We start from the raw sequence: 21,644 nt of genomic DNA, 5'->3' as shown, positions 1-21,644 counted from the left end.
GGCGGCCCAGCCGCCGACCTTCCGCCCGCGTCGCAGCCATCTGCCGTCTCGGCTCCGTCACATTCTCCCCTTCGATCGCCGCCTATACTCGGTGATGCGCAGCGTAATCCAACGACAACGAGGAGCATGACAATGAACAATGCGACGTTTCTTTCCGTGCAGCTCAATGCGGACGATTTCGCCGGTTCCAGCGGCCTGGTCGAATTGCTCAACCGGCACCTGCTGTTCGCGACCGACGTCGCCGAGGCGGCCGATGCGCTCGTCCAGCTGGCGAGCGTCGCGCACCTGACGGGCGCCACGCGCCACAGCGTCGAGCTGCCGGTCCTCGCGATCGAGCGGCTGCGCGATGCGCTCGACACGCTGAGCGGCTACGACGAAACGTGGCTGCAGGTGCTGGAGCCGGCCGAAGCGCTGTTTCGGGAGATCGGGCGCGGCACACGCCCGCTGCATTGACCGCCGGCGCGGCACGCGCCACCAATGAAAACAGCCCGTCGTTCCGCTTTGCGGAACGACGGGCTGTTTGTACTACATGGGTCAGGTCCGGCCGCCGGGGCGGCCGCGCCATTAACGACCCTTGTAGACCGGTGCGCCGTCAGCGATACGCTTGACTTGCCAGCCGGTCTTTGCTGCGGCCGGAGCGCCGGATTCCTGCGCGGCGGCCGGTTGCGCGCCATAGCCGGTCGTGTCGGCGGCGGCGACGTTCTGTTGCGGGTTCACACGAGCTTCAGCTGCCTGGATGCCTGCCGGGTAGTCCGTGCGGTCGCTGCCCAGCTTATAGCCGGCCTGTTGCAGTTGGACCAGTTCGGCCTTCACCTGCGCACGGGTAACGGGCGCGTTCTGTTGGGCGAACGAGACGGCGGGAACGGCGAGGACAGCAGCTGCAGCGAACGTTGCGATCAGCGATTTCATGATTACCTCCGGGATTTTTTTGCTCCGCCGCACACACCATGTCTGCAGCGATGGAACAGAGTTTAGTCCCGACGTCCCCTAGGGAAAACCATGAAAGAGCGAAAACACTGTTTCCCCGGAGCCAACAATGTCGACATCCGGGATAGAAAAACCCTATTCAAAGAATAGATTTTCGCAACAATGCGCCCGCGGGCCGGTTACGACCAGTTCGCGTGGAAGCTTCCCGGCTTGTCGGTGCGCTCGAACGTGTGCGCGCCGAAGAAGTCGCGCTGCGCCTGCACGAGGTTCGCCGGCAGCCGCTCGGAACGGTAGCTGTCGAAGTACGCGACCGCCGACGCGAACGCCGGCACCGGCACGCCGGCCTTCACCGCGGCGACCACGACATCGCGCAGCGATGCCTGGTAGTTCGCGGCGATGTCCTGGAAGTACGGATCGAGCAGCAGGTTCGCGAGCGCCGGATCCTTCGCGTAAGCATCCGTGATCTTCTGCAGGAAGCGCGCGCGGATGATGCAGCCCGCGCGGAAGATCTTCGCGATCGTCCCGAGGTCAAGGTTCCAGCCGTACTCTTCGGACGCCGTGCGCAGCTGCGCGAAGCCCTGCGCGTACGAGATCACCTTGCTCAGGTACAGCGCACGGCGCACCGCTTCGACGAACGCGGCGCGATCGCCGTCGAACGGCGCGGCAGTCGGGCCCGACAGGATCTTGCTGGCCGCGACGCGCTCGGTCTTCAGCGACGACAGCACGCGCGCGAACACCGATTCCGTGATGAGCGGCAGCGGCACGCCGAGATCCAGCGCGTTCTGGCTCGTCCACTTGCCGGTGCCCTTCTGCGCGGCGCGATCGAGGATCACGTCGACGAGGTGCTTGCCGGTCTCTTCGTCCTTCTTGCCGAAGATCTTCGACGTGATCTCGATCAGGTAGCTGTCGAGCTCGCCCTGGTTCCATTCGGTGTACACCGCGCCGAGCTCGTCGTTGGTCAGGCCCGCGACGTTCTTCAGCACCGAGTAGCTTTCGGCGATCAATTGCATGTCGCCGTATTCGATGCCGTTGTGGACCATCTTCACGTAGTGGCCTGCACCATCCGGGCCCATGTACGCGACGCACGGCTCGCCGTCCGACGGCGCCTTCGCGGCGATCTGCTTGAGGATCGGCTCGACGAGGTCGTACGCGTCGCGCTGGCCGCCGGGCATGATCGACGGGCCGCGCAGCGCGCCCTCTTCGCCGCCCGACACGCCGGTGCCGATGAAATGCAGGCCCGATTGCGCGAGTTCCTGGTTGCGGCGAATCGTGTCGGTGAAGTGCGTATTGCCGCCGTCGATCAGCACGTCACCCTTCTCGAGCAGCGGCTTGAGCGACGCGATCGTCGCATCGGTCGCCTCACCCGCCTTCACCATCATCAGGATCCGGCGCGGCGTTTCGAGCGACGCGACGAACTCCTCGAGCGTATGGGTCGGCACCAGGTTGCGGCCGGGGAATTCGGCGATCAGTTCGTCGGTTTTCTCGCGGCTGCGGTTGTACACCGACACCGCGTAACCGCGGCTCTCGATATTGAGTGCGAGATTGCGGCCCATCACCGCGAGCCCGATCACACCGATTGCTTGTTTGCCCATTAGTCAATTCTCCGGAAAAAACAGGGCGCGACCCGACCCGGGCCGCGCGCACAGGCGAAAGGATAGTGGAAACCCGGCGGCGATGCGCGCTTGCGTGTCATTGTTCCGCGTGCGGAAGCCGCCGGAACACGACGCTCAGGTTGTTCGCCGGCATCTCGACGACCTCGATGCAGTCGAGCCCGCGATCGAGACCGAGCGCGACGACGGCTTCGAGATCGCGCACGCCCCAAGATGGGTCGCGGCTGCGCAACTGCAGGTCGAACGCTTCGTTCGACGGCGCCGTATGCCGGCCCTCGCGACGATACGGGCCGTACAGGAACAGCACGCCGCCCGGCCGCAGCAGGCGAGACGCGCCCGCGAACAGCGCGTCGGTACAGGCCCACGGCGAGATGTGAATCATGTTGATGCAGACGATCGCGTCGAGCGCGTCGACCGGCCACGCCGCGTCGCGCACGTCAAACGCCAGCGGCCCGGCGACGTTCGCGACGCCCGCATGCGCGATCCACGCGGCGACCGAGCGCCGCGCGTGCGCGTCGGGATCGCTCGGCTGCCAGCGCAGGCCCGGCAACGCCTGCGCGAAATGGACGACATGCTGCCCCGTGCCGCTCGCGATTTCGAGCACGCTGCCGGTCGCCGGCAGCACGCGGCGTAACACGTCGAGGATCGGCCCGCGATTGCGTTCGGCCGCCGGCGCCGACAGCCGCGCGGACGGATCGGGCGAAGATGTCGGGCCGCTCACGATACGTGCTCCGGTGCGTTGCGCGCGAAGCCCAGCCGCGCGGTGAGTGCATCGAGCGCCGGTGCGCACTGCGCCTCGACCTTCAGCGTCAGCATCGGATCGGCGCGCGTATGACCGAGATTGAGCGCGGCGACCGGCTTGTGCTGTGCCTGCGCCCATACGCAGAAGCGGTACCCGGAATACACCATCAGCGACGACCCGACGACGAGCAAGGCATCGGCCGCATCGAGCGCCTGTGCGGCCAGCGTCACACGCTCGCGCGGCACGTTCTCGCCGAAGAACACGACCGCCGGCTTCAGCAGGCCGCCGCACGCGGGACACGCCGGGATGCGGAACGTGTCGAGCGCGGCCCATTCGAGGTGCGCGTCGCCGTCGGCGGCCGGCTCGGCCTGCGCGCCCAGCAGGTCGGGATTATCGGCTTCGAGCACGCTCTGGATCGTCGCGCGCGCATGATGCGCGCCGCATTCGAGGCACGTCACGCCGTTGATCCCGCCGTGCAGCTCGATCACGTCGTCGCTGCCCGCACGCTGATGCAGGCCGTCGACATTCTGCGTGACGAGGCGCTCGATCCGGCCTGCGCGGCCGAGCCGCGCCAGCGCGTCGTGCGACCGGTTCGGCTGCGCGCGGCCGACGACGGGCCAGCCGATCATGCTGCGCGCCCAGTAGCGTCGCCGCGCCGCGTCGGAGCCGAGGAATTCGTGGAGCTGGATCGGCGGAGAGCGCATCCATTGGCCATTGCGGTCGCGATAGCCGGGAATGCCGGAATCGGTGCTGATGCCCGCGCCGGTCAGCACGAGCAAGCGCGGATGACGCTCGACAAACGTGTGCAGCGCGTCGAGCGCGGTCGGCTCGACACAAGCGGATGAGGGGTCGTGCAAGGCTTGATCGTTCATGTTGGCAACGCGTGAGCGGGCGCGCCGGCCAGCCGTGCGACCGCACGAGCGGCCCGCGCGCCAGCACATGATACAGAACGTCGCGCGATCCGGCCGGCGGCCCGCACGATAAACCCGCGCACAAAAAAAGACGCCCATCAGCCGCTCGGCGATGGGCGCTTCAACAATTGATCCATCGGGGTAGTGGATCAACTGACAGCACAATATTGCGGTGTCCGCCGCGCCGAGAATGGCGAACGCTTCCCCTGGACTACGCGTGTTCCGCGATGCCGCACGCATCGTTGCGCCACCGGCTTTCCCGTGCGATCAGGTTCTTCGGGCCCGTCACGCCCACGCAATGCGCGGCGCGCGAACGCATCCGCCGCACGACGACTCGCGTTGCGCCGCGAAATGACGATCCGGGATCCAGGCCGGGGCCATCCGCATGCATTCGCGGTTCATCCCCGACGGGCCGACCGGCACCGGTCGGCCTCGTGCGTCACGCATGCACGCCGTCGTTCGGAACGAACCCGATTGCCCGGATGGAACGGAAAGCCGCGCGCTCACGTCGCCGCGATCAACGGCGAAGCGAATACCCTGGCAGGTCGGCGATTCATATTTGCAACATGACACGTTGCGGTTCGGTCTCTTTTCATTCTCTTGTCCCCGTATTCGATACGTCCGACCCACTGAAGCGATCGCCGGGCCCGACTGCGCCTGCGATCGCGCTCACGGCACGCACAGATATGCAAGGAGCGCACCATGCTTCATGCCGCAAGGCCGCGCGGGCGGATGCAAGGCCGTCGACAGGGATCGCGCACCGGCGAGGAACGCGAACGTTTCGAAACTGAAACGCCCACCGGATCGACGACGGGCGGCCTTGCCTGCCGGCTTGCCACACCGGCCCGGGCTGGCATCGCGGCGTTGTTCCTGCGCGCCGCCAGCAGTCGCCTTACAATCGCCCGACAGCGGCGGTGCACGCATGACAGGACGCGAGCCCTTCGGACGGCTCTCCGCCGCCTGACCGGAAACCCATCCTCGACGCATGCCTGACGCAAAAGACTGGCTGGATATCGACTACCGCACGCTGTTCTACAGCACCGACAGCGACAACCGCGCATCGCAACGCGTGGCGTCACGCCTGGGCCTCGCGCTGCGCGGCATGACGCTGCGGATCGCGTAGCGCCGTGCTCGGCCCGGGCCGCCCCGCTCCTGCCTGGCGCAAACACGCTAGCATTCGGACACGGAACGCCGCGCGTTCGCCTTGCACCGCCTCCAGGGATTCGACATGACCACGCAAGCCCTCGCCCGCGCCGACGTCGCACGCCGCGTCTTTTCGGCCGGGCAGTTGTCGATCGGCCTCACGCTGCCGCTGCTTCGCAGCGGCAATATCGTCGCCGACTTCAACGAACAGCTCGAACTCGCGGCGCTTGCCGATACGCTCGGCTTTCGCGCGCTGTGGATTCGCGACGTGCCGCTGAACAGCGCCGACTATCCCGACCCGGTCGGCCACCTCGACCCGTGGGTGCTGCTCGGTGCACTGGCGTCGCGCACGCGCCGGATCGCGCTCGCCAGCGGCGCGATCGTGCTGCCGCTGCGTCATCCGCTGCATATCGCGAAAGGCGCGCTGTCGGTCGCGACGCTGTCGGGCGGACGCTTCATTCTCGGGCTCGGCTCCGGCGACCGGCCGCCTGAATACGCGGCGTTCGGCGTCGATGCGGAAACGCGGCGCGACCGCTATCGCGCACACTGGGACGTCGTCGCGGCCGCGCTCGGTCTGCCGTCGCGCGTGCTGCCCGACGAAGCGCCGCCCGACGCGCCTGAATTCACGCTGCTGCCGCGCGGCGACGACGCGGCGCCGATGCTCGCGGTCGGCTCGGGCGGACAAAGCGTCGACTGGATCGCGCGGCACTCGATCGGCTGGATGACGTACCACCGCGATCCGGACACGCAGCGCGCCCGTTATTCGATGTGGCGCGCGGCGGTCGACCGGCTCGCATCGCCGGCCTTTCGCGCGTTCGGCGTGTCGATGCGGCTCGACCTCGCCGCGCATCCCGATGCGCCGGCTACCGCGCTGTCGCTCGGTTATGCCACCGGGCGCCGCGCATTGGTCGACGTCCTGCGGGACATGCGCGCGGCGGGCACGCATCACGTCACGCTGAATCCGGGAGCGGACCGGCCCGTGCGCGAGGTCATCGAAGAACTCGCCGAGCATGTGCTGCCGGTTTTCCACGACGGGCCGGCGTGATTCATCAGGAATGCGAAGCCATCACATACGACATGCGTGTCGCGATGATCGTCGTTTGTTCACGATCGGGCGAACGCTCGCGTAACGACGCGCCATTCGCGTTCAAAAACCGTTCCCGGTTCACATCCGCACGCCGGGGCACCAACAAGTACGCGTTACAGGACGCTTACGATTCGATAAAAAAGACGTGTCCGCATATCGGACTGTCTATAGGCACGAACAAGCCGCAAACGCCCGCGCCGCCTCGCGTATGCCCGATTCAAATATTCGTCGATGGAACTATTCGGTTCCGATCGCGATCATGTTAACTTCCGTCCATCGTTCAGCTCCGCGGGCCGCGCGCCGATGCGCGCCCGCATGCCTACCCATGCGACATTTCCTCCTCGGCTGGCTACTCGCCGCCGTCGTCTCGGCCGCGCATGCGGCCGCTCCCGCACCGGCCGCCGCATCGGCCGCTTCCGGCACCGCGCCCGCGCTGACGCCGCAACAGGCCCGGCAGGCACTCGACGTGCTCGAAAACCCGCGCGATCGCGCCCAGGTCGAAACGACGCTGCGTGCGATCGCGGCCGTCGGCGCATTGAGCGCGCCCGCGGTCACGGCAAGCGAAGCGGCTGCGGCCAGCGGCGCGTCGGCTGCCTCCGCGCCTGCCGCGCTCACGTCGAACGGGCTCGCGTCGATGCTCGTCCGCCAGGGGGCGCGCTGGACCACCGAAATCGGCAGCGCGCTGAAGGAATCGCTGCGCTCGCTGCTCGATGTCGGCTCGGTCGGAAGCTGGTGGCATGACAAGCTGGTGCGCGCCGACGAGCGCGCCGATCTCGCGCACGCGATCTGGCTCATCGTCGCCGTGCTCGTGCCCGCGTTCCTGTTCGAATGGTTCGCGAAGCGGCTGCTGCGGCGCGCGCTGGCCGCGCTGGCCGCACGGCGAGCCGACTCGTCGCGCAGCACCGCGCCCGATGCCGTCACGTCCGACGACGACAACGCGCCGCCGCCGGAATCATCCGCTCCGCCCGACGCCGCCCACGCTCGCGACACCGCACCCACCTCATCGCAAGGCCGCGGCGACGCGCAGCGCCACACCACGCTGCTGCACCGGATGCCGCGCGCGCTCGTCAGCCTCGCGCTGCGCGCGGCGCCGCTGCTCGTGTTCGTCGGCGTCGCGAGCCTGACGATGTCGATGACCGGCGACGCAGGCACGCCGATCGAATCCGCGCTCGAATCGCTGATCGACATCTACGTGATCGGCCGGCTCGTCACGATCGTCAGCCGGCTGTTCTTCCAGCCCGATGCGCGGCAATTGCGGCTGCTGCACATCAGCGATGCATGGGCCGACTTCGCGCAACGCTCGATCGCGCGGATCGTGATCGTGGTCGGCGTGTGCACGGCCGCGGTCGAGATCGCCGCGAACATCGGCCTCAGCGAGGCCGGTCACGTCGCGCTGCTGAAAGCGGTCGCGCTCGTCGGGCACGTGATGATCGCGGCGCTGATCCTGCAGTGCCGCCGGCCGGTCGCCGTGCGGATCCGCGCAGCCGGCGCGGACCGGCCGACCTTTGCGGTAATCGGCAACGCGCTCGCGGACGCTTGGGCGCCCGTGTCGGTATTCATCGTGATGGCGCTGTGGTTCGTGTGGGCGCTCGACGTCCACAACGGCTACCGCGTGCTGATCACGCTCGGCGGCCGTTCGATCGCCGCGATGATCGGCATGCGGATCGTGTCGATCGTCGTGTTCGGCGCGCTCGCGCGGCTGTTCCAGCGCCGCGACGAAGACCGCACGCTCGTCCATCTGCATGCGTACCGCTACTACCCGCTGCTGCGCCGGATCGTATCGGGCGCGCTCGGCATCGTGACCGTCGTGCTGTTGCTGCAGATCTGGGGCGTGCCGATCTTCAGCGCGTTCGAGACCGGCACGATCGGCCACCGACTCGCGTCGGCGCTGGTGACGATCGCGATCGCGACCATCGTCGCGCTCGTCGTATGGGAAGCCGCGAACATCGCGATCGAGCGCCGCCTGCAGCGCTGGACCCGCGAAGGCAATCTCGTGCGCGCGGCGCGACTGCGCACGCTGCTGCCGATGCTGCGCTCGCTGCTGTTCGTGATGATCGCGCTGGTCGTCGTGCTGACGGGGCTCAGCGAACTCGGCGTAAACGTCGGCCCGCTGCTGGCCGGCGCCAGCATCTTCGGCGTCGCGCTCGGCTTCGGCTCGCAGAAGCTCGTGCAGGATTTCATCACCGGGATCTTCCTGCTGATGGAAAACGCGATGCAGGTCGGCGACTGGGTCACGCTCGCCGGCGTGTCGGGCACGGTCGAATACCTGTCGATCCGCACCGTGCGGCTGCGCGCGGGCGACGGATCGCTGTACACGATTCCGTTCAGCTCGGTGACGACCGTCAACAATACGAATCGCGGGCTCGGCAACGCGGCCGTCAAGGTCAGCATCGCGTACGGCGAGGACATCGATCGCGCGATCGCGACGCTCAAGGAGATCGGCACCGCATTGCGCGACGATCCGCAGTACCACGACGGCATCCTGTCCGACTTCAGCTACTGGGGCATCGACCAGGTCGACGGCGCGGCCGTTGCGCTCGCGGGGCAAATGCAGTGCACGGACTCGACGCGCTGGAGCGTGCAGCGTGAATTCAACCGGCGGATCGCGGAGACGTTCCGCGAACGCGGCATCCGGATCGCCAATCCGCAACGCAGCCTCGTCGCGTACGCGGATGGATCGCGGCCGGAAGGCAACGGCGAAAGCGAGGACGAAGGCGAAAGCGGCCGCAGCACCCGCAACGGCAATGCCGCCGCAACGGCGGCCCGGCCGCCGTCGGCCGGCGAACCGGAGCGCAAGCCGAGCTGACCGGCAACGGCTAACGGCGCGCCGCGCTCAACGCGCGGCGGGCTTCTTCACGCGCCGCGTGCTTGCCGCCGCGGGCGTCGACGCACCCGGCTTCGCCGTGCGTTTCGCCGCAGCACGCTGCCCGCGCTTCGCACCGGCTTCAGCAGCGGCACACGCGTCGCGCTGCGCATGCCATTGTTCGAGCAGCACGCGCGTCTGGTCGGCGATCGTCTCGATCAGCAGCACCGCGCGCTCGCCGTCGAACGCTTCCCATTCGAGCAGTTGAAGCGCCGAACGCTGCGCGATGTGGAATACCGTGATCTGCCCGAACAGGCTCAGCGCGCGCAACCGCGTGACGGGATCGTCGGCCGGCCGCCCCGAGATGCGGCCTATCAGTTCGGCGCTCACGTCGTTGAGCGGCTTGCGCATGCGCTTCATCAGGATTTCGCTCGCACTCGCCGGCTCCTGGCCGCCCTGCTCGCGTGCGAAGAACATCCGCTGGTTCATCGTCTTCGGCGCCGTGAACATCCGGTCCGACAGCGCGCGCAGCAGCGCGACGAACGCGTCGATCAGCACGTCGACGTCAGCGTCCGCATCGAGCATCGCCCACGCATGGCCGACCGCCGGCGCGAACACCTCCCAGCCGTGCTCGGCGATCGTCTCCACGCACGCGCGGTAAACGCCTTCCTTGTTCTCGAAGTAGTACTGGAGCGCCGGCGCGTTCACGCCGGCCATCGCGGCGATCTCGCGCGTCGACGCACCCGCGAACCCGCGTTCGCCGAACAGCTCGATCGCCGCCTCGATGATCCGCTGGCGCGTCTCGTCGCCGCGCGCGTAGCCGCCCGCCGACGTGCGGCGCAGCTTCTTCGCTTCGTTCATGCCTTCCTCGTCATCCGATCGACCGACATTCTACTTGACACAATTTTATCAACTGGAATAATTCTTCCACCCGGAATAAATTGGATGCCCGCATGTCGACGTTGCAAGATCCGCCACAGAAAGCAAATCGTCAGGAAACCGGAACAACACCGCGCAGCGGAACCAGCGGATCGAAGCGACGCATCCTGCTCGTCGTCGCCGTGCTCGCTGCCTTCGGCGCCGCCGTCTGGCTCGGCCGCTGGTGGACGGTCGGCCGCTTCATCGAAAGCACCAACGACGCTTATTTGCAGGCGGACAGCATGACTGCCGCGCCGAAGGTCGCCGGTTACGTCACCGACGTCTACGTCCGCGACAACCAGGCCGTGAAGGCCGGCGATCCGCTCGTGCGGCTCGACGTCCGCCAGTACCAGGTTGCGCTCGCGCAATCGCTCGCGACCGTCGACGCGCGCCGCGCCGATATCGCGCGCGCCGAAGCCGACATCAACCAGCAGCACGCGAATCTCGACCAGGCCGATGCGCAGGCGAAGGTGTCGCAGATCAATGCACGTCACGCAAGCGACGAATACGCGCGCTATGCGCCGCTCGCGGCGACCGGTGCCGAAACGCACGAACGCGTCGCCGACCTGAAGAGCACGCGCGACCAGGCAGCCGCGACGCTCGCCGCGAACAATGCGTCGATCGCCGCCGCACGCACGCAGATCGCGTCGTTCACCGCGCAACTCCAGCAGGCACGCGCGCAGCTCGAGGCCGCGCAGGCCAGCGCCGCGCAGGCGCAGCTCGACCTCGACAACACGGTCGTGCGCAGCACGCTCGACGGCCGCGTCGGCGATCGCACGGTGCGCGTCGGTCAATATGTGCAGCCCGGCACGCGCCTGCTGACCGTCGTGCCGGTCGACGCGATCTATCTCGTCGCGAACTTCAAGGAAACGCAGATCGGCCAGATGCGCATCGGCCAGCCTGTCGCACTGCACGTCGACGCGCTGCCGGACGGCGTGCTGTCCGGCGTCGTCGACAGCTTCGCGCCCGGCACCGGCGCGCAGTTCGCGTTGCTGCCGCCCGAGAACGCGACCGGCAACTTCACGAAGATCGTCCAGCGCGTGCCGGTGCGCATCCGCCTCGCCGCGGATGCCCGCGCGCAGCGCATGCTGCTGCCGGGACTGTCGGTGACGGTCGACGTCGATACGCGCTCGGCCCGCGACGAGAAGCGCCATGGCTGACACGCCCGCGACGACACCCGCGCCGCCGCACGAAGGCCGCGCGAGCGTGACCGACTGGATCGCGGTCGCGGCCGGCGCGCTCGGCGCACTGATGGCGACGCTCGACATCTCGATCACGAACTCCGCGCTGCCGCAGATCCAGGGCGAAATCGGCGCGACCGGCACCGAAGGCACGTGGATCTCGACCGGCTACCTGATGTCGGAAATCGTGATGATCCCGCTTGCCGCGTGGCTCACGCGCGTGTTCGGGCTGCGCAATTTCCTGCTGACGAACTCCGCGCTCTTCATCGCGTTCTCGATGATGTGCGGCTGGTCGCATTCGCTGCCGATGATGATCGCCGGCCGGATCGGCCAGGGCTTCACGGGCGGCGCACTGATCCCGACCGCGCAGACCATCATCCGCACGCGGCTGCCGCTGTCGCAGCTACCGGTCGGGATGACGTTGTTCGGCCTGATCGTGCTGCTCGGGCCGCTGTTCGGCCCCGTGCTCGGCGGCTGGCTCGCGGAGAACGTGAACTGGAGCTGGTGCTTCTTCCTGAACCTGCCCGTGTGCCTGCTGCTGATGGCGCTGCTGTGGTTCGGGCTGCCGTCGGACCGCCCGCAATGGACTACGTTCTTCAACGCGGACTGGCTCGGGATCGCCGGCCTCGCGATCGGGCTGAGTTCGCTCACCGTCGTGCTCGAGGAGGGCCAGCGCGAACGCTGGTTCGAATCGCAGATGATCGTCACGCTGAGCGCCGTGTCGCTCGCCGGGATGATCCTGATCGCGCTGTCGCAGCGCTTCGCGAAGCGGCCGATCATGCGGCTGTCGCTGATGCGCAACCCGCGCTACGCGAGCGTGATCGTGATCGTGTCCGCGGTCGGCGCCGGACTGTACGGCGTGTCCTACCTGCTGCCGCAGTTCCTCGCGATCGTCGCCGGCTACAACGCGGAGCAGGCCGGCGCGATCATGCTGCTGTCGGGGCTGCCGGCCTTTCTCGTGATGCCGATCCTGCCGCGCCTGCTCGGCAAGGTCGATTTCCGCATCCTCGTGATCTCGGGGCTGCTGCTGTTCTGCCTGAGCTGCATGCTCGACATCGGCCTGACCGCGCAGAGCGTCGGCCACGACTTCGTATGGTCGCAGCTGATCCGCGGCGTCGCACAGATGCTCGCGATGATGCCGCTCAACCAGGCGTCGATGGCGGCCGTCGCACGTGAGGACTCGGGCGACGCGGCCGGGCTCTACAACATGGCGCGCAATCTCGGCGGCTCGATCGGGCTCGCGATCATCGGCACCGTGATCGACCGGCGCACGACCTTCCATACGGCCGCGCTCCGCGAATCGGTGAGCGCGAACTCGCTGATCGGGCAGGACCGGTTGTCGGCCTACGCGGCCAACTGGCTCGCTCACACCGGCGATCTCGCGTATTCGAACATGCGTGCGCTCGGACAGCTTGCGCAGCAGATCCAGATCCAGGCGGTCGTGATGACCTATTCCGAAACCTTTTATCTGCTGGGCCTCGCGCTGCTCGCGTGCGTGCCGCTCGCGCTGCTGCTGAGAACGCCACGCGGCCCGCAGCCGATGTCGTCCGGCCATTGAACCGTCTTACGCGATGAAATCCTTCTCCCCGCCCCGCCGCCCTGCACTCACGCTGTGCGCGGCCGCGTGCCTGCTCGCCGGCTGCACGGTCGGCCCCGACTACCGCGGCGCGCCCGCCGCGCCGGATGCGCCGACCTTCGTGCGCGCGCCGGCATCCGGCGTCGACACCGCCGCACCCGCACCGAGCGCGTGGTGGCACGCGCTGAACGATCGCCAGCTCGACGACCTGATCACCGCCGCGCTCGTGTACAACCCCGATCTGCACGCCGCGCAGGCACGTTTGCGCGCAGCGCGTGCGCAGCTCTCGCAACAGCGCGCGGCCCAATTGCCGAAATCGTCGGCCACCGTTGCGGCCATCCGCATGCGCGAACCGGACGTCAGCGCGCTCGGCTCGCTGCTGCCGTCGAACGGCTCGAACCAGTCAAGCGGCGCATCGCCGTCGCTTGGCGGCTCCGGACCACTGCAACTCTATTCGGCCGGCTTCGACGCGACCTGGGAAATCGACCTGTTCGGCGGCACACGCCGTGCGGTTGAAGCCGCATCCGCGCAGGCAGAGGCCGTCGACGCCGATCTCTCTGACACCCAGGTGTCGATCGCCGCCGAAGTCGCGACCGCATACGTCGACCTGCGCGACCGGCAGCAGCGTCTCACGCTGTCGCAGCGCACGGCCGAACTGCAGCAGCAGATGCTCGAACTCACGCAGCAGCGCCGCGCGCGCGGCGTCGCGGCCGATGTGGACATCGAACGCCTGACGACGCTGGTCGAGAACACGCGTGCATCGCTGATCCCGCTCGACGCGCAGGTAACGGAATCGCTCGACCGGCTCGCGATCCTGACGGGCCGCGCGCCGGGCGCGCTCGACGCCGCGCTGTCGACACCGGACACCCCGCTGCCGACGCTGCCCGGCAGCGTCGCAATCGGCGATCCGGCCGCACTGCTGAAGCAGCGCCCCGACATTCGCGCGGCCGAGCGTCGGCTCGCGTCGAGCCATGCGCAGATCGGCGAGCATGTCGCCGACTATTTCCCGAAGGTGACGCTGCTCGGCGATCTCGGCTTCAGTGCGACGGACCCCGGCCATCTGTTGCGCAAGCAGAACTTCACGTGGGTCGGTGCGCCGTACCTGCAATGGAACATTCTCGACTTCGGACGCACACGCGGCGCGGTGCGCGCGGCCGAAGCGTCGCGCGACGAAGCGGAAGCGAATTACCAGAAGGCGGTGCTCGGCGCGTTGCAGGATGCGAACACCGCACTGCAGCGCTATGGGCACCAGCGCGAACACGTCGTTGCGCTCACCAAGGTGCAAACGTCGGCCGTGCATTCCCGATCGCTGATGGACGAACGCTATCGCGCGGGCGTCGCGTCGATGATCGACCTGCTCGACACGCAACGCGAAGCGCTGTCCGCGCAGCAGAACGTGATTGCCGGGCAAGCCGAACTGATCAAGGATTACGTGTCGCTGCAGAAGAGCCTCGGGCTCGGATGGCAGGCGGACGTGGGTTGACGGCGGGTTGATCGTTGTCGCGCGGCTGCTTCGGCGGGCGGCCGTCTCGCGCGATGACCGGTAACCATGCCGACCGGTATCGATGCTTGAAATGCAGTTCGTCAAGCACATGAAGGCATCGCGCGTTCGATCGTCCGCAGCATCGCCTGAGCGATACATGCACGATAGCGTCGCCATACGCACTACTACGAAATCAGCGTGGGGCGCGCAGTGACCGTGCCGGCGACGATGTCGAGCACTTCCTCGATAACGCTCGGCCCATTACAGAACGAATCGGAAATGATTGGCGAATCGCCTCCGGCATTACCTGCGAAGGCGACCTCTAAAATTACAAAATACTGCCGATCTTTTCAAAAACATTGCACGTTATTCGATTTAATTTTGTTTCATATAATCAAAAAAAGTTTGACACTCCGCTTTCGTTCTTGATACCGTCCGATTCAAGCAATTGGACGAATTGTTCACCACGCAATCGATTCCGCTCTACGTTTTTTCGCTTCCGCCGCACCGAAGTGCTCGCCGCCGGCCGTGTCGTTCGCGCACCGGCGCATGCAATATCCCGATGCATCTCATTGGACGACTGCCATCCGGCAGCGGGCCGAAGGATCGAATGAAATGAGCAGGATACCGAAGCTGTTGCTCTAGCAATCCCGCCCGCGCCATGTCCGCGCGGCTGCCCCGCATCGCGGCGCAGCCCTTCCGCTACCGCGTTTTCCGTATTTCGCCCCCGGGGAGAAACCACCTTTCCGGATCGGGCGAAAGGCCCTGTCGCGTCCGCGCCAACCGCGCGAGCGCGACAGAATGCGGCGATGCACGACCCGCACCGCCGTCGACCGTTGTTGTTCGTGCCGTTCGATGTTCAACCGGAGGGGTAATTCAAATGAATCAGGTTGCAGACAAGAAACAAAAGCACATTCGCATCGTCAAGCTCGCATGCGCCGCCGCGGCCGCTTCGTTCGGTATGGCGACCGCCCACGCCGCGCCGGCAACCGGCTGGACGGAAACGCGCACCAAAGGGTTCCTGCCGCTCGTGCAGCAGAGCGAAGCCGGCGCGCCTGCCGCGAGCACAGCCGCGGCCATCGACATGGCGCCCGGCGAATCGGTGGACATCGTGCTCGGGCTGAACCTGCGCAACGAAGCGCAACTCGACAAGTACCTGCGCGACCTGCATACGCCCGGCTCGCCGCACTACCGGCAGTTCCTCACGCCCGCGCAGTTCGCCGCGCAATATGCGCCGACCGACCAGCAGGTCGCGTCCGTCGTCGCGCACCTGCGCAAGGAAGGTTTCGTGAACATCGTGGTCGCGCCGAACCGGCTGCTGGTGTCCGCATCCGGCACCGCGGCGACCATCGAGTCGGCGTTCCGCACGACGCTCAAGCGCTTCACGCGCAACGGCCGCAGCGTCTATGCGAATACCGACGCCGCACAAGTGCCGAACGCGATCGGCGGCATCGTGGGCGCGGTGCTCGGCCTGCAGAACGTCGAGCTGATGCATACCGGCGCGGGCAGCAAGCCGCAAGGCAATACCAGCAACCTGACGATCCCGGCCGGCGCGTCGGCGGTGCCGCACAACCCGACCGAATTCTCGTCGCTCTACGGCGGCGACGGCACGCCGACGGCCTCGCAAACCACGGTCGGCATCATCTCCGAAGGCGACCTGTCGCAGACGGTGAGCGACCTCAATACGTTCGCCGCGAACAACGGCCTCGGCACGATCAGCAGCAGCATCGTGCAGACGGGCCCGGCAGGCAGTTCGTATACCGATACGTCCGGCACCGTCGAGTGGAACCTCGACAGCCAGTCGATCGTCGGCGCCGCCGGCGGCAGCGTGAAGCAGGTCGTGTTCTACGCGGCGCCGTCGATGACGCTCACGGCGATCACGGCGGCGTACAACAAGGTGGTGACGGACAACGTCGCGAAGGTGATCAACGTGTCGCTCGGCGTGTGCGAATCGTCCGCAAACAGCACCGGCTCGCAGGCGACCGACGACACCATCTTCAAGCAGGCGGTCGCTCAAGGGCAAACCTTCTCCGTATCCGCGGGCGACCATGGCGCGTACGAATGCGCGAGCGGCACGCCGTCGCGCTCGACCTACACGGTGAGCGAACCGGCGACGTCGCCGTACGTGATCGCCGTGGGCGGCACGACGCTGTTCACCAACACGTCGACCAACGCGTACAACAGCGAAATCGTCTGGAACGATCCGAGCTGGCAGCCGGGCACCGTGTGGTCGACGGGCGGCGGATACAGCAAGTACGAGGCCGCGCCGTCGTGGCAATCGTCGAGCCTCACCGGGTCGACCAAGCGCGCGCTGCCGGACGTCGGCTTCGACGCCGACCTGCGCACCGGCGCGATTCTGGTGGTGAGCGGCCAGACGTCCGACACGCTGTGGGGCTCGGGTTACCTGAACAACGAAGGCGGCACGAGCCTCGCCGCGCCGATCTTCACGGGCATCTGGGCGCGGCTGCAGTCGGCGAACAACAATGCGCTCGGGTTCCCCGCGTCGAGCATCTACAAGTACTTCCCGACCAACGCGGCGCTGCTGCACGACGTCACGTCCGGCAACAACGGCAGCGGCACCTACGGCTACAAGGCGAAGGCCGGCTGGGACGCGACGACGGGCTTCGGCAGCGTGAACATCTCGAAGCTGAACGCGTTCATCCAGAGCACGTCGGATTTCGCGCGCTGATGGATCGATGACCGACGCCGTTCCGGGTGCGCGCCGTTTCGCGCACCCGGAAGCGCATGCAACTGCGTAAAAAACCCGCGAAGCCTCGCGGGTTTTCTGCGAAACATCCCGATCTTGCCGCGATACTCAATCGGCCCAGTTCCGGACGTAGTCCGGCACGGGCACGCTGCCGCTCCCGTCGGCATGAACCGGCGTACCGCGCGTCGTCTTCAGCGGCAGAATTCCCGTCCACACGGCGAGCGCGAGGTCTTCTTCCTTGTCGGACGGCAGCGAATCGCTGACCTTCACGGCCGCTTCCTCAAGGGAAATCCGCAGCACGCTGGTTGCGTTGAGTTCCTTCGAATTGCCCGGTCGCGCTTCATGCTTGCGGCCCGCGGCGATCTTGTCCATGAAGGCATCCAGCGCCGCGAGTTTTTCCGCAGTACCCTCCACCATGTCGAACTGCCCGTAGATCACCGCCGATCGATAATTCATCGAATGACTGAAGGCCGACTTGGCCAACACGAGACCATCCAGCAACGTAATCGCCACGGATGCCTGCGCGCCCGCAGAAAGCGCCTTGATCATCCGGCTTCCGTTGGATCCGTGAATATAGAGATCATCGCCCATTCTCCAGTGCGCGGTCGGGATGCAGTGCGTGTCCTGTCCGTCGCTGAACGCAATGTGACAGACGTACGCATCGTCCACTATGCGGTAGAGCATCGTGCGATCGTGATTCGCCAGTTCGGGCAGGCGGCGAATGGTGGTACGGGATGCGGAAGAGATGAGGGTATGGTCTTTCATGTCTGGTTTTCCTGTTCGTGCGCCACCTGGCGCGCATCGAGCGGTCCGCGTTTCGGCAACACGCGGAATTCGATCGAAAACATCTATGCACTGCGAAATGAATCGAATCGGAATCGTGCAGCATCCACGCTCGAACGACGGGTCGATCGACTTATCGACAGTCGCGCGCCGAATCGATCAAAATACGCGATTGCAACGATCGTCCGACGTACCGGCAATCCGCCGCGAATCGCCCGGCACGGGACTGCGCCGCGAGAACGCGAACAATACGATGTGCGTTGATTCTTAAAAAGAACCAGCCCAAGGAAAAATTCTGGAACCAGCCTATGGATCTCGCGCTGCTCATCTCGTCGCTTTCCAGACAGGACGGCACGACAAGACACAGCCAGCAGGAAGCCCTGTACCGGAGCCTGCGCAACATGCTGCTGGACGGGCAGATTCCGCCCCGCACGCGGCTCGTGTCGACGCGCGTGCTCGCAGCGGAGCTGGGCATCGCGCGCAACTCCGCGGTCTATGCGTACGAGCGTCTTGCCGAGGAAGGCTTCGTGGCGGCCACGCGCAACGGCACGATCACGCTGTGGGACGGATGCGGCCGTTCGAGCGCCGGGAATGACGACAGCCCGGCCCCGGTTCGCCTGGCCGAGCGCGTGCACGGCCTGGAGAACGCCCATCCCGAGCCCGAATGCATGCTGCCGTTCGTCCCCGGCCTTCCTTCGCTCGACGAATTCCCGGTCGCCCAGTGGCGCCGTTGCATCGAGCGCGCATGGAAAGCCGTCAAGCCCGCCCAGCTCGCGTATGGCCCGGTCGAAGGGCTGCCAGAATTGCGGCGCGCCGTAGCCGCCTACATCCAGGTTTCGCGAGGCGTGCGCTGCGAAGCTGGCCAGGTATTCATCACCGACGGCACGCAGGGCAGCCTCGAGTTGTGCGCGCGCATGCTGGCCGATCCCGGCGAATTCGGCTGGCTCGAAAACCCTTGCTATAACGGCGCCAGGACGGCATTCCGCTCGACCGGCCTGAATATCGTGCCGATCGAGGTCGACCACGAAGGCATGGCGCCGACCGACGAACAGTGGCGCGCCCACCCGCCCCGGCTGATCTATACGACGCCGTCGCACCAATACCCGCTCGGCGCGCTGATGAGCCCGCGGCGACGTGCGGCGCTCGTCGAGCATGCGCGCGCATGCGGCGCGTGGATCATCGAGGACGACTACGACAGCGAGTTCCGACATGGCGGCCAGCCGCTCCCGGCGATCCAGGGCCTCGATGCCGACGCGCCCGTCTGCTATCTCGGCACGTTCAGCAAGACGATGTTTCCCGCGCTCCGGCTCGGCTTCATGGTGGTGCCGCCGGTGCTGGTCGACCGCTTCACCAGGACGCTGCGCGAACTCGTCCATCGCGGCCATTCGGCCGATCAACTGGCGATGGCCGAATTCATCGACACCGGCCTCTTTGCGCGGCACCTGCGCCGCATGCGGACGCTGTATGCCGCGCGGCGCAGCAGCCTCGAAGCGGCACTCGCCCGCCATCTAGGCACATCGTTGCGCGTTCGGGAAAGCCCGGGCGGCATGCATCTGTCGGCGGATCTCGCGCTGCCGCTGCACGATACCGAAGTCGCGCGCGCGGCGGACGCGCATGGCTTGCTGCTTCAGCCGCTGAGCAGCTACGGCGTCGGCGACGGCCGCCGGTACAACGGCTTCGTGCTCGGATATTCCGGGCTAAGCGACGCGACGATCGAAACAGCGACGAGGCAGTTCGCGGACGTCATTGAGCAGTACAGCCGATCGCGGTGCTGAGCCCAGCACGACGCATCGCCGCTCAGAGTTGCGACTCGATCGGAAACAGCCCGAGAAACCAGACTTCCATCCGGCGCGCAGCCGACACTTCCGGTTCGTGATCGAGCTCGACGACCTTGCCGTCCGAATCGGTCTGAACCCACTTGAGCTGCCCTTTGCCCGTCGGATCGGTCCTCGGCTCGACACGCCACGCGATACGGTCGAGTCGCGATTCCAGGTCGTTTGCAACCTGCGACGCAATCGCCGGACTCTCGCAGTAAGCGCCGATCTCCGTATTGAGGTTCAGCGAGCGCGGATCGAGGTTCATCGACCCGATGAAAATGCTCTTGTGGTCGAACACGTAGGTCTTCGCATGCAGCGACGCTCGCGACGACCCGATGATGACCTGCTTCGAAATGCTCTTGTCGCCCGACGGCCGCCGCTCGTAAAGCCGCACGCCGGACGCCACGAGATCGCTTCGGTAGCGCCGGTAGCCGGCATGCACGGCCGCCACGTCGGTCGACGCGAGCGAATTGGTCAGCACCGTCACGCGCACGCCGCGCGCCGCGAGCGCGCGCAGCCGCTCGACGACGGCCTCGCCCGGCACGAAATACGGCGACACGATCAGCAGGTCATGTTCGGGCTGCAATGCGAGCGCGCGCAACTGCGGCATCAGATGCCCGTCGCTGTCCTTCGGCGAATGCGCGATCTTCGACGGATCGTCGTACAGCACCGTCGCGCGCCCCCACGACAGTTCCGTGCCCTGCCCATGAACGATCCGGTCGAGCCGTTGCCTCGCTTCGAGCACGTAAGGATTGTCCTCCATCGCCCTCAGGTAGTCGCGCAACCGTTCGCGCTCGCGGTCCAACCCGCCCGGCGCCGCGTCGTGCCCGACCAGCGCGTCGATCGGATACGCATACGGGGAATTCCAGAACGTATCGAATTCCGTCGAGATGTCCTTCACGACCGGACCATGGACAACGACATCGAGATCGCCGAACTCCAGCATCGACGATGCGCCGAAGTATTCGTCTCCGATATTGCGGCCGCCGACGATCGCCGCCTGGTTGTCCGCGATCATCGCCTTGTTGTGCATGCGCCGGTTGACGCGCGAGAACTCGAACACCGTGCCGATCTTCTTGAACGTACGCGTGGCAACCGGGTTGAACAGCCGGATCTCGATGTTCGGGTGCGAGCTGATCTCGAGCAGCTTGCGGTCGTCCGCGTTCGTGCCGAGATCGTCGAGCAGCGCGCGGACGCGCACGCCGCGATCGGCCGCGCGAATGATCGCGTCGGCCAGTTCGTGCCCGGTCAGGTCGTCGTGCCAGATGTAGTACTGAAGGTCCAGCGACCGGTCCGCGCGGTCCGCAAGCAGCACGCGCGCATCCAGCGCATCGACCGGATCCGTCAGCAGATGAAACGCGTCCTGCCCCGGATGCATGCCGGCCTGCTGGCGGAACGCAACGCCCAGCCGCGTGTTTTCCGTGTCGGCGAACGCATGCGTCGGCGCGCGGTCGGCCTGCGGCGGCAGGCTGGCGCACGCGACGAGCGCCAGCAACGAAAGAATCGCACCCCACGAACGCAGCATGATCATGATTACCGTCGCCACTCCCGGGCGAAGCATGTTTATTCCGGCCGCCGGATGGATCTCGGGGCTCGACGGCTGCCCGGGCGCCCGACAGGCATCGCGCGCGGACCGTGCCGCGCCACAGCATACTTCGATTGCCATCGGGACGGCACACTCCCATGTTTTCCCGGTGGTGGTGTTCCGAAGATGCGCGACATGCCGCCGACGCAGTGTTCGCGATAACGCCACGCCTGCGGGCAGCGCGCTGCTCAAGTTGCCGAAGCCGGCACATACGACGCCCCGGGCGGCGCGTAATCGGATGAAGACCAACCGTCCGGCACCGAACAGACATGCGGAGCGAATAGCCGCATTGGTGAGAAGCGAGCCGGCCCTGTCAGTCAGACCAACACTGCCGCCACACGTCTATTCCCCGCCGAATCCTCCAGGAGATC

At 66.7% G+C, this 21,644-nt stretch carries 16 protein-coding genes; 9 read left to right on the top strand and 7 right to left on the bottom strand.

Going from position 1 to position 21,644, the window contains the following annotated elements:
* The first annotated feature begins 132 nt into the window (after window positions 1–132).
* Window positions 133–453, top strand: coding sequence for a hypothetical protein (locus tag ACNQQL_RS18465; protein ID WP_072439461.1), 321 nt, complete (start codon window positions 133–135; stop codon window positions 451–453).
* 111 nt (window positions 454–564) lie between these two features.
* Here ACNQQL_RS18465 and ACNQQL_RS18460 read toward each other — a convergent pair whose 3' ends face one another.
* From ACNQQL_RS18460 to ACNQQL_RS18445, 4 genes are all read right to left on the bottom strand, one after another.
* The gene (locus tag ACNQQL_RS18460) at window positions 565–909 is read right to left on the bottom strand and encodes a DUF4148 domain-containing protein (RefSeq protein ID WP_034180037.1); all 345 of its coding nucleotides are present in this window, start codon (window positions 907–909) and stop codon (window positions 565–567) included.
* A gap of 197 nt (window positions 910–1,106) precedes the next feature.
* Entirely contained in the window at window positions 1,107–2,519 is a 1,413-nt protein-coding gene (gndA, locus tag ACNQQL_RS18455; RefSeq protein ID WP_347065005.1) for an NADP-dependent phosphogluconate dehydrogenase, read from the bottom strand.
* Window positions 2,520–2,616: 97 nt separating this feature from the next.
* On the bottom strand, window positions 2,617–3,258 hold the full coding sequence (locus tag ACNQQL_RS18450; protein WP_347065004.1) for a DUF938 domain-containing protein: 642 nt from the start codon (window positions 3,256–3,258) through the stop codon (window positions 2,617–2,619).
* Window positions 3,255–4,151: an NAD-dependent protein deacetylase gene (locus tag ACNQQL_RS18445; RefSeq protein ID WP_347065003.1), complete on the bottom strand. Its 897-nt coding sequence runs from the start codon at window positions 4,149–4,151 to the stop codon at window positions 3,255–3,257. Before ACNQQL_RS18445 ends, ACNQQL_RS18450 begins: the two co-directional genes overlap by 4 nt.
* Before the next feature lie 1,024 nt (window positions 4,152–5,175).
* On the opposite strand from ACNQQL_RS18445, the gene ACNQQL_RS18440 reads away from it, so the two are divergent.
* From ACNQQL_RS18440 to ACNQQL_RS18430, 3 genes are all read left to right on the top strand, one after another.
* Window positions 5,176–5,313, top strand: coding sequence for a hypothetical protein (locus ACNQQL_RS18440; RefSeq protein ID WP_244137168.1), 138 nt, complete (start codon window positions 5,176–5,178; stop codon window positions 5,311–5,313).
* Window positions 5,314–5,418: 105 nt separating this feature from the next.
* On the top strand, window positions 5,419–6,378 hold the full coding sequence (locus ACNQQL_RS18435; protein ID WP_347065002.1) for an LLM class oxidoreductase: 960 nt from the start codon (window positions 5,419–5,421) through the stop codon (window positions 6,376–6,378).
* Between the two features lie 367 nt (window positions 6,379–6,745).
* Window positions 6,746–9,226: a mechanosensitive ion channel family protein gene (locus ACNQQL_RS18430; RefSeq protein WP_347065001.1), complete on the top strand. Its 2,481-nt coding sequence runs from the start codon at window positions 6,746–6,748 to the stop codon at window positions 9,224–9,226.
* Window positions 9,227–9,253: 27 nt separating this feature from the next.
* On the opposite strand, the gene ACNQQL_RS18425 is transcribed toward ACNQQL_RS18430, so the two are convergent.
* On the bottom strand, window positions 9,254–10,084 hold the full coding sequence (locus ACNQQL_RS18425; RefSeq protein ID WP_072439450.1) for a CerR family C-terminal domain-containing protein: 831 nt from the start codon (window positions 10,082–10,084) through the stop codon (window positions 9,254–9,256).
* Between the two features lie 92 nt (window positions 10,085–10,176).
* Between ACNQQL_RS18425 and ACNQQL_RS18420 the strand changes: the two genes are divergently transcribed.
* The 4 genes from ACNQQL_RS18420 (at window position 10,177) to ACNQQL_RS18405 (ending at window position 17,070) form a co-directional block, all read left to right on the top strand.
* A complete protein-coding gene (locus ACNQQL_RS18420; protein WP_347065000.1) occupies window positions 10,177–11,301 on the top strand; it encodes an HlyD family secretion protein in 1,125 nt (374 codons plus the stop codon).
* The gene (locus ACNQQL_RS18415; RefSeq protein WP_347064999.1) at window positions 11,294–12,880 is read left to right on the top strand and encodes an MDR family MFS transporter; all 1,587 of its coding nucleotides are present in this window, start codon (window positions 11,294–11,296) and stop codon (window positions 12,878–12,880) included. Before ACNQQL_RS18420 ends, ACNQQL_RS18415 begins: the two co-directional genes overlap by 8 nt.
* 13 nt (window positions 12,881–12,893) lie before the next feature.
* Window positions 12,894–14,381: an efflux transporter outer membrane subunit gene (locus tag ACNQQL_RS18410; RefSeq protein ID WP_347064998.1), complete on the top strand. Its 1,488-nt coding sequence runs from the start codon at window positions 12,894–12,896 to the stop codon at window positions 14,379–14,381.
* Window positions 14,382–15,261: 880 nt separating this feature from the next.
* Entirely contained in the window at window positions 15,262–17,070 is a 1,809-nt protein-coding gene (locus ACNQQL_RS18405) for a S53 family peptidase (RefSeq protein WP_347064997.1), read from the top strand.
* A gap of 126 nt (window positions 17,071–17,196) precedes the next feature.
* Here the strand turns inward: ACNQQL_RS18405 and ACNQQL_RS18400 are convergent, their stop codons facing one another.
* Complete coding sequence (locus tag ACNQQL_RS18400; RefSeq protein ID WP_347064996.1) at window positions 17,197–17,853, bottom strand: pyridoxamine 5'-phosphate oxidase family protein; 657 nt, start codon at window positions 17,851–17,853, stop codon at window positions 17,197–17,199.
* Between the two features lie 326 nt (window positions 17,854–18,179).
* On the opposite strand from ACNQQL_RS18400, the gene ACNQQL_RS18395 reads away from it, so the two are divergent.
* Window positions 18,180–19,646 (top strand): PLP-dependent aminotransferase family protein, encoded by a 1,467-nt coding sequence (locus ACNQQL_RS18395; protein WP_347064995.1) that lies wholly within the window; start codon window positions 18,180–18,182, stop codon window positions 19,644–19,646.
* Between the two features lie 22 nt (window positions 19,647–19,668).
* Here the strand turns inward: ACNQQL_RS18395 and ACNQQL_RS18390 are convergent, their stop codons facing one another.
* A complete protein-coding gene (locus ACNQQL_RS18390; protein ID WP_347064994.1) occupies window positions 19,669–21,219 on the bottom strand; it encodes a phospholipase D family protein in 1,551 nt (516 codons plus the stop codon).
* Window positions 21,220–21,644 lie beyond the last annotated feature (425 nt).

Source organism: Burkholderia sp. LFS061 (assembly GCF_047978125.1).
Lineage (GTDB): Bacteria > Pseudomonadota > Gammaproteobacteria > Burkholderiales > Burkholderiaceae > Burkholderia > Burkholderia pyrrocinia_C.
The sequence above is the reverse complement of the archived record's forward strand: the minus strand, read 5'-3'. Positions and strand labels throughout refer to the sequence as shown.

Excerpts from the sequence above, each read along its gene's own strand:
- ACNQQL_RS18440 (WP_244137168.1), top strand. The coding sequence starts at position 5,176 with ATGCCTGACGCAAAAGACTGGCTGGATATCGACTACCGCACGCTGTTC.
- ACNQQL_RS18400 (WP_347064996.1), bottom strand. The coding sequence starts at position 17,853 with ATGAAAGACCATACCCTCATCTCTTCCGCATCCCGTACCACCATTCGC.
- ACNQQL_RS18405 (WP_347064997.1), top strand. The coding sequence starts at position 15,262 with ATGAATCAGGTTGCAGACAAGAAACAAAAGCACATTCGCATCGTCAAG.
- ACNQQL_RS18460 (WP_034180037.1), bottom strand. The coding sequence starts at position 909 with ATGAAATCGCTGATCGCAACGTTCGCTGCAGCTGCTGTCCTCGCCGTT.
- ACNQQL_RS18430 (WP_347065001.1), top strand. The coding sequence starts at position 6,746 with ATGCGACATTTCCTCCTCGGCTGGCTACTCGCCGCCGTCGTCTCGGCC.
- ACNQQL_RS18445 (WP_347065003.1), bottom strand. The coding sequence starts at position 4,151 with ATGAACGATCAAGCCTTGCACGACCCCTCATCCGCTTGTGTCGAGCCG.
- ACNQQL_RS18465 (WP_072439461.1), top strand. The coding sequence starts at position 133 with ATGAACAATGCGACGTTTCTTTCCGTGCAGCTCAATGCGGACGATTTC.
- ACNQQL_RS18415 (WP_347064999.1), top strand. The coding sequence starts at position 11,294 with ATGGCTGACACGCCCGCGACGACACCCGCGCCGCCGCACGAAGGCCGC.
- ACNQQL_RS18425 (WP_072439450.1), bottom strand. The coding sequence starts at position 10,084 with ATGAACGAAGCGAAGAAGCTGCGCCGCACGTCGGCGGGCGGCTACGCG.
- ACNQQL_RS18435 (WP_347065002.1), top strand. The coding sequence starts at position 5,419 with ATGACCACGCAAGCCCTCGCCCGCGCCGACGTCGCACGCCGCGTCTTT.
- ACNQQL_RS18420 (WP_347065000.1), top strand. The coding sequence starts at position 10,177 with ATGTCGACGTTGCAAGATCCGCCACAGAAAGCAAATCGTCAGGAAACC.
- ACNQQL_RS18410 (WP_347064998.1), top strand. The coding sequence starts at position 12,894 with ATGAAATCCTTCTCCCCGCCCCGCCGCCCTGCACTCACGCTGTGCGCG.
- gndA (WP_347065005.1), bottom strand. The coding sequence starts at position 2,519 with ATGGGCAAACAAGCAATCGGTGTGATCGGGCTCGCGGTGATGGGCCGC.
- ACNQQL_RS18395 (WP_347064995.1), top strand. The coding sequence starts at position 18,180 with ATGGATCTCGCGCTGCTCATCTCGTCGCTTTCCAGACAGGACGGCACG.
- ACNQQL_RS18390 (WP_347064994.1), bottom strand. The coding sequence starts at position 21,219 with ATGATCATGCTGCGTTCGTGGGGTGCGATTCTTTCGTTGCTGGCGCTC.